The organism is Micromonospora sp. NPDC047707, from assembly GCF_040704235.1.
GTDB lineage: Bacteria > Actinomycetota > Actinomycetes > Mycobacteriales > Micromonosporaceae > Micromonospora.
Genome location: NZ_JBEYSU010000069.1, coordinates 1 through 10,218, shown reverse-complemented (window position 1 = coordinate 10,218; position 10,218 = coordinate 1). Strand labels below are relative to the sequence as shown.

Annotated in this window: 6 protein-coding genes and 1 pseudogene; 5 read left to right on the top strand and 2 right to left on the bottom strand. The window is 63.6% G+C overall.

What is annotated here, in order from left to right; translation table 11 throughout:
- Nucleotides 1-209: 209 nt before the first annotated feature.
- Both AB0873_RS30810 and AB0873_RS30805 read right to left on the bottom strand, forming a co-directional pair.
- Nucleotides 210-307: pseudogene (locus tag AB0873_RS30810) on the bottom strand (IS5/IS1182 family transposase); the annotation flags it as partial.
- Between the two features lie 328 nt (nt 308-635).
- A complete protein-coding gene (locus tag AB0873_RS30805; protein ID WP_366604167.1) occupies nt 636-1,535 on the bottom strand; it encodes an MBL fold metallo-hydrolase in 900 nt (299 codons plus the stop codon).
- Nucleotides 1,536-1,864: 329 nt separating this feature from the next.
- Between AB0873_RS30805 and AB0873_RS30800 the strand changes: the two genes are divergently transcribed.
- From AB0873_RS30800 to AB0873_RS30780, 5 genes are all read left to right on the top strand, one after another.
- Nucleotides 1,865-2,425, top strand: a complete 561-nt coding sequence (locus tag AB0873_RS30800) for an NAD(P)H-dependent oxidoreductase (protein WP_366604165.1) — start codon at nt 1,865-1,867, stop codon at nt 2,423-2,425.
- 10 nt (nt 2,426-2,435) lie between these two features.
- The gene (locus tag AB0873_RS30795; protein WP_366604163.1) at nt 2,436-3,431 is read left to right on the top strand and encodes a zinc-binding dehydrogenase; all 996 of its coding nucleotides are present in this window, start codon (nt 2,436-2,438) and stop codon (nt 3,429-3,431) included.
- Between the two features lie 417 nt (nt 3,432-3,848).
- Nucleotides 3,849-4,475, top strand: coding sequence for an MFS transporter (locus AB0873_RS30790; protein ID WP_366604161.1), 627 nt, complete (start codon nt 3,849-3,851; stop codon nt 4,473-4,475).
- A gap of 42 nt (nt 4,476-4,517) precedes the next feature.
- A complete protein-coding gene (locus tag AB0873_RS30785; protein WP_366604159.1) occupies nt 4,518-5,753 on the top strand; it encodes an MFS transporter in 1,236 nt (411 codons plus the stop codon).
- A 308-nt stretch (nt 5,754-6,061) separates the two neighbouring features.
- Nucleotides 6,062-9,274, top strand: coding sequence for a BTAD domain-containing putative transcriptional regulator (locus AB0873_RS30780; RefSeq protein ID WP_366604157.1), 3,213 nt, complete (start codon nt 6,062-6,064; stop codon nt 9,272-9,274).
- Nucleotides 9,275-10,218 lie beyond the last annotated feature (944 nt).

The window sequence follows — 10,218 nt, the reverse complement described above, 5'->3', positions numbered from 1 at the left end:
GATCCGCGACGACATCCACGAAGCCTTCCTCACCCTCGCCTGCGCCATCATCTGCTGGCGACGACTCCAACGCTCAAAGAGTTAGGAGTTCTTAGAGATCGGTTCACGTTAAGGTGTGGAGCTTCTGTTGACAGATGTTGCGCCGCCAGGCTAAGGAAAGCTTGATGAATGTCGAGGCGCCTTCGTAGCGCGCACGGAGTCGTTAAGGCGTGTAGCCAGGCGAAGCTGCGTTCGACGACGCAGCGTCGTTGGCCGGAGCCGTCGCCGTGCCGCGACGCGCGATGACCGGGGTGATGCCACGGGCGCGGGCGAGATGGCGGTACTTGTCGTGGTCGGTCGGTAGAAATTGCGGCGTTGTCGTAGTGGCCGGCCACAGCGGCGGCTATCGATGATCAGGTGGTGCTTACGCCGCCGGATCGACCGGACTCGACCCGAGGTGACCCCCTTCGAACGCCTGTAGATGGCGCTCGAACGCCGCGTCGGCCAGGTCGAGGACGCGCCAGGAGCAACGACCTCGGCCACAGCGCCTAATACTTCAACGTCGCAAGCCCGCCCCAGCCACTACCGCCACCGCGGCTACCCGCCATAACTGCCGTTGCAGTACTGAGGTATAACGGATTGATCGGGGACGTTCCTCAGTCGGATCCGATCTGGCTGAAATACCGCTGAGCCGATCGGTGGAGGGCGGCTTTAGCGTCCTTCGCGACAGTCCTTCCCCACCAAGCGCCGTAAATTGTGTCGAAAGGCAAAGAGGCTACCAGCGTTAGCGCGCGCCGGATGGTATCGGGTCGCTCAGGGATGAGGTTCGGATAGCTGTGCATGAAGCTGACCCAACGCCGATCCTTGACGACCTGCAGGATGTCACCGCTGCACAGCGCACCCCTACCGCCAGCGCCGCCTGTCCAGTGCAGCACAGTGCCGCCGGCAAAATGAACACCGCAATTGACGAGAGTCCGACCGGGTAGAATCTCAGTGCTGTCACCTTCCCAGAATATGACGTTGCCGGTGCGGCAGACCCACTCTCGGTCCGCCTCGTGAATATAGATAGGAATGTCGCCGAAAGCTTTACTCCAGGCTACCATCGCGCCGTAATAGTGCGGATGCGAAATTGCAATTGCGTCCAGTCCCCCCAATTTGTCAATCGCGGTGAGTGCAGCATCGTCAATATATGGCACACAGTCCCAAAGAACATTGCCGCCTGGTCCAGGCACGATAAGAGCCCGCTGACCGATTGCGAATTCCGGCTCTGTGTCGACTCCCCATAGCCCAGGAGCCTCCTCGCGGAGGGCGTTGCGGTGCCCGGACTCCTTCAACTCACGCAGCGTGGTCCAGGCCTGTCCATCCCAGTTGACGTACTGCCGCTCATCAGCGCAGATCCGGCACGTTTGAAGGTCAAAGGCCTGGTCGCCGTACTGAACACCGCAGGTGACGCAAATCGGGAGAGTGTCATCGTCCATCTGCATATCGTCGGCTGCGTGTTGCCTACGCGCATCAGGAAAATTGCCTACACGCGGAAACCCGGCGTCCGCGACCATGGCTGCCAGAGTAAATAGGTGCTGGGTACGTCGCAGGTTAAGGCTTGATCAGCGACACCGACGAGCTTTCGAGGAGCCTGGGACCTCCAGCCTTTCTGTTCGACCGAATGTTTGCTACCTCGTGAACGCGCGATCGCCGGCCGGCTCTGCCCGCACTGTACATGCGCAGACCTGCTCGTCAACGTTCTGTCTGGTGCGACCCGCCCCCTTGCTGCGCGTAAGGCCCTCGCCTGGCAGAAGTACGGCTAGTTTCTGATGTGGGGCAGAGGCCTGGGGTGGCACTGTCGGGGCGTCCTGGTTGGTGATCACTGTGATCGGAGGTATCCGGCATGTCGTCCAAGCTTGCCGTCATCGTCGCGTCGACCCGAGAGGGCCGTTTCGCGGATACAGTGGTTCGATGGTTCATGGAGCAGGTCGGCCAGCGCGTAGACTTCGACGTTCAGCTCATCGACCTGCGGGACCTCAAGCTGCATCCGGTGCTGGATGTAGAGGACCCGCAGCGGGACCGGCTCCTTGAGTGGATCGGTGCGGCTGACGCGTTCGTTGTGGTAACGCCGGAATACAACCATGGTTACCCGGCCGCGTTGAAGCACGCCATTGACTGCGTGTACGAGGAGTGGCGGGCAAAGCCGGTTGCTTTTGTATCGTACGGCGGCATGGCGGGCGGTCTGCGTGCCGTCGAACAGCTTCGCCAGGTGTTTGCGGAAATGCATGCGCCGACAATGCGTGACGCGGTCAGCTTCCATTCCTGCTACGAGCAGTTCGATGACGATGGCCGGCCGATCAATTCAGAGCAGGTCAACGGTGCCGCCAAGGTGATGCTTGACCAGCTCGAATGGTGGGCGACGGCGCTTCGCAATGCCCGTGTCGCACGTCCGTACGCCGCCTAAGGAGTCAGACGTGCGGGCGATTCGCCAACGCCGGTTCGGTGGACCGGACACCTTGCGAGTTGAGGAGGTGCCCGAGCCGCGGCCGGGGACGGGGGCGTTGCGAATCGTGGTGGAGGCTGCAGGTGTACATCTTCTAGATACCACGCTCCGCAAGGGCGGAGATGGACCCTTCGGATCTGTCGCTCTACCGGCAACGCCTGGCCGGGAGGTGTCAGGACGGGTCGACGCGGTTGGACCGGGCGTGGACAGTTCTTGGCTCGGTAAACGGGTTGTCGCACACTTGGGCGACGCAGGTGGAGGCTATGCCGAGCTGGCGATTGCTATCGCCGAAAGGACCCACGTGATCCCGGATGAACTCGACGCCGACGCGGCCGTAGCGATGATCGGGACGGGCAGTGCAGCCGCTGCCGTCCTTGAGGCGACACCGATTTGTGCCGGTGACATCGTGATGGTTACCGCCGCCGCTGGCGGCGTCGGCCATTTGCTCGTGCAATCGGTCGTTCAGAAGGGTGCCCACGTCATCGCGGCTGTGGGAGGGCCGGCGAAGGTGGATCTAATCCAAAAGGCGGATCTGATTCGCCACCTTGGTGCCCATAGCGTAGTCGACTATCGTCACGAGGAGTGGGTCCAACACGTCGTTGAGCTTCTTGACGGCCGGAACCTCAACGTCGTGCTGGACGGGGTGGGTGGCCAGATCGGTCGTGCCGCGCTCGAGCTGCTTAGCCCCGGTGGATGGCTAACCCTATTCGGTTGGTCCTCCGGAACGGTGACGCCCCTCACTGCCGACGACCTGTTCGCCAGGGGGGTGACGGCGACAGCGGCCGTTGGTGCGCGGGTTGTAGTGCGCCGGGATGGTATGCGGCCGTTGGAACGCGCCGCGTTGGACGCAGCAGCCGCCGGACGGTGGAGGCCCCTGACGACCCGGTTCCCCTTGGAGGACGCTGCAACCGCGCACGCTGCCCTGGAAAATCGTCGCACCGTAGGCAAGGTAGTCCTTACCCCTTGATGGTTCCCAACGTGCCGGCCGTGGTTGCTGGGGCAGACCACGGCCGGCACCCTGCTCGCCACATAAGGAGGGTGGTTCCGGAGGATGTGGCACCTGCCGGATGCGTCTGCGCCAGGTTCGGACCAAAGATGATGGCGTGACCGCACCGTTTCGCGCGTTCAGGGTTCGCAACTTTCGCCTCTACTACCTCGGTAGGGTACTCACCTACGTGGGCTTCTGGACCCAAAGCATCGCCCAGGAATGGCAGGTCCTGACGCTAACCGACTCAGGCACGGCCCTTGGGGTCGTGACGGCCTGCAAGTCGGCCCGGGTCTGCTGCTTCCTCCGCACGCGGGGTTGGTCGCCGATCGCCTCCTCGTCCACGCGTACGGCACCGGGCCATCATTCATGTTGACCGCCATTCTCAACGTTCTAGCGGTGACGACGTTGTTGTTTATGCGTGCCAGCGAATCGAATCGGCCGCCGTCCGCACCAACCGGCAACGGGCTGATACGTGAGAATCCGCACTATATGTGTCTGCTGGTGCCCATTGTGGGCGCGTTTTTCGCGGCCGCACGGGAAATTGGGCAGCCGCACCACTCTGGTCATGGAGCACTTTGCTTCCCACTGGCGCAGGTCGCCAGTGGCCTCGCGCCCGGCTACCTTCCATTCGTCGTGCTGCTGCCGACGGTGGGCTTCGCGTGGGTGACGGTCGTGACTAGCGCCACCACAGCAGTCCAGGTGAGGACGCCTGCGCAGCGTCGCGGACGCGTGATTGCTTTGTACATGTTGATTTTGATGGGCGCCGCGCTCGTCGGCTCGCCCAACGTGGGGTGGCCGAGTGAGATGGCCGGACTTCGGATCGCCCTGATCGTCGGAGGCTGCGTAACCGCCGCAGGGACCGTCGTGATCCTAGTGTCCTTTAGGCAGAAACCTAACCACACCACCCTATTGAATCTGACGACAGTGTCGACATCTTCCCACGGTGTAGCCGTGCCCGTCACCGCCAAACCTGCCACGGATGGCCGGACGGGGTTTCCCGGTATTGCTTTTTCTCAAGGGTGAGTCGTACAAGGCCGCAAACGGCTCAAGTAATTGGAGGAACCGATGAGCGACCAGGAACGTCACGACGTTCTAGATGGGGCTGACGCACGCCTCTCCACTCTTCGCCAACGTCAGCGCGTGCCGGCGCCGTGGCTCGTGCTGCTGTCTGGACCGCTTTCGTTCGGCATTACCGGACCGGCGCTAATTCTTGATTCGATCGCGGCCGACATCGGCGTTGCAATCACGTCGGCCACCTGGATCGTTTCGGCTTACGGCTGGGGGATCGCCGTCGGAACCCCGTTGCTGGCTGGTCTGATCACCCGCCGTGGCGTGCCTACGCTCCTCGCCATCTCCGGTGGCCTCGTCGCGCTCGGCGCGTTGCTGGTTGTGACCGTACCCGCGCTGTCGGCGCTGATTATCGGTTTCGGCCTTCAGGCCGTCGGTGCCGCTGGTCTGACCGCGACGGCAATGAGCCTCGCCGATTCGCCGCGGCGAATGGGCCTTATCACCGCCGCTCTCGCCTCATTCGGGGCCGTGGCGCCGCTGCTCGGATCAGTGATCGACTCCGTGCTGTCCTGGCAGCTGGTGCTGGCGATGCCCACGGTGTGTCTACTGGCGATACCCGTGGTGGGGCGATACACCAAGGGCCTGCGGGGCACGCGAGAGGCATTCGACGTGCGGGGAGCGGCATTACTTACTGCGCTAGTTACCGCCTTGGTTTTTGTTCCGACCTGGCCGGGTGTTGCGGCTGGGGTTGTCGCCGTCATCGCCGCATTGCTCAGTCTGCACCTCCGGCGGCGACCTGACGGCTTTGTGCCGGCGGCCATGATCCGTGCTCCGCAGTTCGTCGGCGCCGCAGGGCTTGCCTTCGCTATCGCAGTGACGAATTTCGGCAACGTGTATGCGGTCCCGTCGCTATTGTCTGGGCGGCTTGGTTGGAGCAGTAGTCAAATCGGCACGGCCATGCTATGGCCGCTACTCCTCGGCGGGACGCTGTCGTGGTTCGTTGTGGTGGCCGCAACTCGGTTGCGTCCCGCATCGACCACTGCCGCATTCATCGCGTTGGTGACGGTATCCGTTGGGGTCTCCATCTGGAGCAGCTCGGGCCCGCTGCTGTTGGTTGGGCTGTTTCTCGGGTCGATTGCCGCCTCGTCCTCTCAAGGCTGGCTAGCGTTGCGGGCTGAGTCGGCCGTCGGCGAAGGTGAGCGTCCCGCTGCCATCGGTCTATTCAACCTATGCTACCTGCTCGGCGCTGCATTCGGGCCGGCGCTCGTAGCAGCCTGGCTTTCGTCTGGATGAAGAGCGGGCAACAGAATCCTTTGATGAGCTATGTCGCTCTTGCCTCGTCCGGTTACTCGGTCGAAGCGGCTGATATCAATATGAAACGAACCATCGGCGGGGTGCGCTACCAGCGATGCGCCAGCGATTTGCCATCGGAAGTGGGGAGGCCGGCGGTTGTCACGCTCCATGCTCCCGTCCGAGCGAGCATTCGCCTTCGGTCCCTTGTCAACCAGCGCTTTGAAGCGCGGTAGCCGAGGCTGAAGGGCACCAACTAGATGTCCGAGGAACTCCTTCGGGTTAGACGCCGCGATAATGATTGAAATAGGATGGATGTGCACTTCCGGATACTTGGGGAGCTTGAGGTTCGGATTGGCGACCGCGAGCTGCTTGTTCCTACAGGCAAAGTTAGGTCGTTGCTAGCCGCCCTGCTGCTTCACGCCAACCGCGTTGTCTCGATCGCCGAACTTGCGGAGTTCATCTGGGGCAGCGCATTGCCGGTGGATGCGCGTGGCGCAGTACAGACTCAGGTGATGCGGCTAAGGAGGTTGTTGGCTAGCGCGGGTGGTGATGCTCCTCCCCTGCGCACCCGCCCGGGAGGCTACTTACTGGAGGTTTCGCCGGGCCGTCTCGACGCGGAGGTCTTTGAAAACCTGTGTTCGGGGGCTCTCGAAGCCGCGAAGGCGAGTGACACTGCCACTGAGGAGAAGCTCCTTCGAGAGGCGCTAGCCATGTGGCAGGGCCCAGTCCTCGGCGGCGTCGATTCGGAGCGGCTGCGCGGCCAAGAAGCCGCGAGGCTCGTCGAGCGCCGGCTGTGGGCCGCCGAGAGGCTTTACACGCTGCAGGTCGACTCAGGCCGACCGGATCAGGCCGTCGAACCTCTCCGCGCTCTGGTCGCCGACCAACCCCTGCGCGAGCGGCTGTGGTATTTGCTCATCGTCGCGCTCTATCGCAGCGGTAGGCAGGCCGAAGCCCTCGACGCGTATCGGACCGTAAACCAGATGCTCGCTGATGAGCTCGGCATCGACCCGGGGGCAGACCTACAGCGACTTCATGTCGCCGTGCTTCAACAGCAGGTCGAGGTTGGTCAGGATGTAGACAAGGCAGTCCGCCAACGCCAATGGTGTGTTCAGCGTAGCCTGCCCTTGGCGGCGGGCGGATTCGTCGGTCGCGCCGAACAGGTTGCCCGGATCGAGGCCGCGTTGTCACGTCCCGACGTTTCGGTCCCGGTCGTGGGAATCTACGGACTTCCCGGGATCGGCAAGACGGCCTTGGCTATCCACGTAGCACATCGGCTTGCCGACCGGTTTCCGGACGGGCAGTGGTGGGCGCCTGCCTATTCGGCGGGCTCTCAACCTCGCGACGTGCAAGCCGTGCTTGCGGATCTGTTGATGGCGTCGGGAGTCGGTGGCGGCCAGTTGCCGGACAGCCTTGAGGCGCGGTCGGCACTGTTCCGCGCGCGGCTGGCCGGCCGCCGTGTGCTATTGTTGATTGACGATGTCCAGAATGCGGCGCAGGTGGAGCCATTGCTTCCAGGCAGCACGGGCTGTGCTGTCATCGTGACCAGCAGGTCGAGCCTCACTGGCCTCGCCGCTAGGTACGGCGGGATGACCGTCGCTCTCTCGACGCTTACCCCTCAAGAAGCCATCGATTTACTGGCTCACCACGTTCCTAAAACGCGCCTAGCGGCGGAGTCAGCTGCAGCTCAACAGCTCGTCGAATTGTGCGGTCGGCTGCCGCTTGCGCTGCGGATCGCCGCAGCGAATCTTGCTGAACGCCAGGAATCGCCGTTGGCGGAGTACGTCGCCACCCTTCGCCTTGGCGATCGACTCGCGGAGCTGGCCACGGACGGCGACGAGCTCGCGGGCGTGCGAGCGACATTCGCCGTATCCTACAGACGGCTGGAGCCTCTCGCTCAGCGGCTGTTCCGGTTTGCGGCGCTGATACCAGGGGAGAGTTTTACAGCGGAGGCTGCAGCCACGCTACTAGGTAGCCAACGGGAGGAGACCTGGGCGAGTCTGTGCGGGTTGGTCTCGGCGGGGCTGTTGCAGCGCGTAAACGGTCGATATCACTTGCATGACCTACTGCGCTTGTATGCGCATCAGCGGTTGCTCGCAGAGGATAGTCTAAGCGAGCGGGAGTCCGCTCGTTCCCGTTTGTCCGAGCACTATCTGCACAGCGCCCATCGGGCTGCGGACATTCTCTTTCCAGACCAGCTGCGGCTGGGCAAGGGCGTGCGGGGCGGCCGCGTGCCGGCAATGACGTTTGCCAACCGGGAGTCGGCCATAGCCTGGCTGGACGCCGAGCGAGAGTGCCTAGTAGCGGCGGTTGCTTCGGCTGCTGAAGGCGGACGACACCCACTGGCGTGGCAGCTCGCTGACGCCTTGCGGACGTATCTGCACGCGCGACGGCACGACACTGATTGGCAGGGCGTCGCTAACGCCGGTCTGCGATCGGCGCGGGCCATCGCGGACCCGGTGGGCGAGGGAGCGATGCGGCACAGCCTGGGTACATTGCTCGCGGTTAGAGGTAACTTTCACGAGGCCAGGAACGAGCTTCATCGGGCGGCAGTCCTGTTCAATCAGGTGCGGCGACGGGATGTGTTAGCACTGACGTTTGTCAGCCTAGGATTAGTGTGGCTTGAGCTAGGCGTGCTGCAGCGCGGAATAGTTCACCTCAAACGAGCGTTGCGTATACAGCGCGAGCTTGGGCAGCACCAGGGGGTGGCGCTGAACAACCTCGGCTACGCCTATCTAGAGCTTGGTCGCCTTCGGGAGGCGCGACGCTGCCTTGAGTTCGCGCTCACCGCAGCCCGAAACATTGGGTCACCGCAAAGCGAGGCCATCGCTTTGCACAGCCTAGGCTTGGTACATCTCCATGAGGGCCGGACATCGACGTCGATCAAGTTCGTCAATACGGCGATGCGACTATGGAGCGCTGTAGGGTCGCGCCAATACCAGGCTGAAGGGGGTGCGGTCATGGCCGCTGCCCTGATCGCCGATGGACGTAGCCGTGAAGCGGCAGACGTCGCAAGTTTGGCGCTGCGGCTGGCCAGGGAAACCGACAACCACCGACAGGCTGTGGACGCCGGCAATGCGCTCGGCCTCGCAGTCCAGGCATGCGGAGGCGACCGGGCGACCGAGATCCTACGCACGGCGCTGGCAGATGCACGTCGTCTCGGTTATCGGCGTGGAGAACTTGGCGCCTTGGCCGGGCTTGCCGAGGTATGTCGACGGTCGGGCGATCTACTCGCGGCGGAGCAGTTCGCCCAGGAGGCGTTAGAAGTAATCGCCCGCACTGGTGCACTGCTCACTCGTGGACCGGTCCTGATGATTTTGGCTGCCACGTACCTTGATGCGGGGCATGTCGGCGCGGCAGTCGCGACCTTCCAGAAGGCAGCCGTCGCGTACGCCCAGATTGGCAATCGGATGGGAAGACGACAGGCACTGTCGCTAGCGGTGCAGGCCCGTCGTTCGAGGGGCGTGTCGAAGCCGGTGCCGGTGTCTGAGCCGGCGTGGGAATCTTCGCGTGTCGGGGATTGACATGTGGCGAGGTCTCCGGCAGTGACCAAGCAAACCTGAAACCGGAGACGGTTTGGACACCTGAGCGGTGACGTGTCAGTCCGACCTGACCGACGGGCAGCGGGCGGTGCTGGAGCCGTTGCTGCCTGCGGATAAGCAGCCGGGTCGACCGTTGCAGTGCAGTAAGCAGCAGCTCATCGACAGGATCCGGTGGCGGGTGCGAGTCGGTGCGCCGCGCCGGGGGACATGCCGGGCTCGTTACGGCTTCTGGCGATCTGCGCGCTGTTTCGGCTCTGGTGGCGCAACGGCAGCACCGAGCCGGACGACCACGTCCTCGGCCGGCCCCGCACTGGGCTGACCATGGACCTGCACCTGCTGCAAACATGGCCAGAAGCCCCTGGCGGATCGTGCTGACCGTCGGGCGCCGAGGTGACAGCCCGCCGTTCATCCCGGTCCTGGCCGCTATCCGCGTGCCCGGCTGACCACCGGCCGTCCGAGGATCCGACCGGATCCTCGCCGACAAGGCGTACACTTCGAAGGTTAACCGGTCCTGCCTACGCAGGCGGGGCATCGCCGCGACGATCCCGATCAAGGCTGGACCAAGCCTCAAGCCGCGAGCGGAGGGTTCCCACGGCCACCGGCATTTCATCTGCACGTCTGCCGGCAGCGCGACGCTGTTGAGTGCAGAACAACCGGGTGATTCGGACGTCGTGAAGGGGTGGACAGCGGTAGCGGACGGCGCAGCGTCAGCGGAGCCGGGTTTGTGTGGATCAGGCGGCAGGTTGCACGATGACGAGTTGACCGTCAGTGATGCGGAACTGCTGCCCGGTGATGGGTTCGAGTTGGCGGGCAGGCTGTGGGTCTGACGGTATCTAGTGCCGCGTCAGAGAACCTTTGCCCTGTCACGGCGTGACGCGCCGCGGGGATGCTGGCCCGGATGGCGCGGTGTCGCCAGGCTGTCCGGG

Excerpts from the sequence above, each read along its gene's own strand:
- AB0873_RS30805 (WP_366604167.1), bottom strand. The coding sequence starts at position 1,535 with ATGGTCGCGGACGCCGGGTTTCCGCGTGTAGGCAATTTTCCTGATGCG.
- AB0873_RS30800 (WP_366604165.1), top strand. The coding sequence starts at position 1,865 with ATGTCGTCCAAGCTTGCCGTCATCGTCGCGTCGACCCGAGAGGGCCGT.
- AB0873_RS30785 (WP_366604159.1), top strand. The coding sequence starts at position 4,518 with ATGAGCGACCAGGAACGTCACGACGTTCTAGATGGGGCTGACGCACGC.
- AB0873_RS30780 (WP_366604157.1), top strand. The coding sequence starts at position 6,062 with ATGGATGTGCACTTCCGGATACTTGGGGAGCTTGAGGTTCGGATTGGC.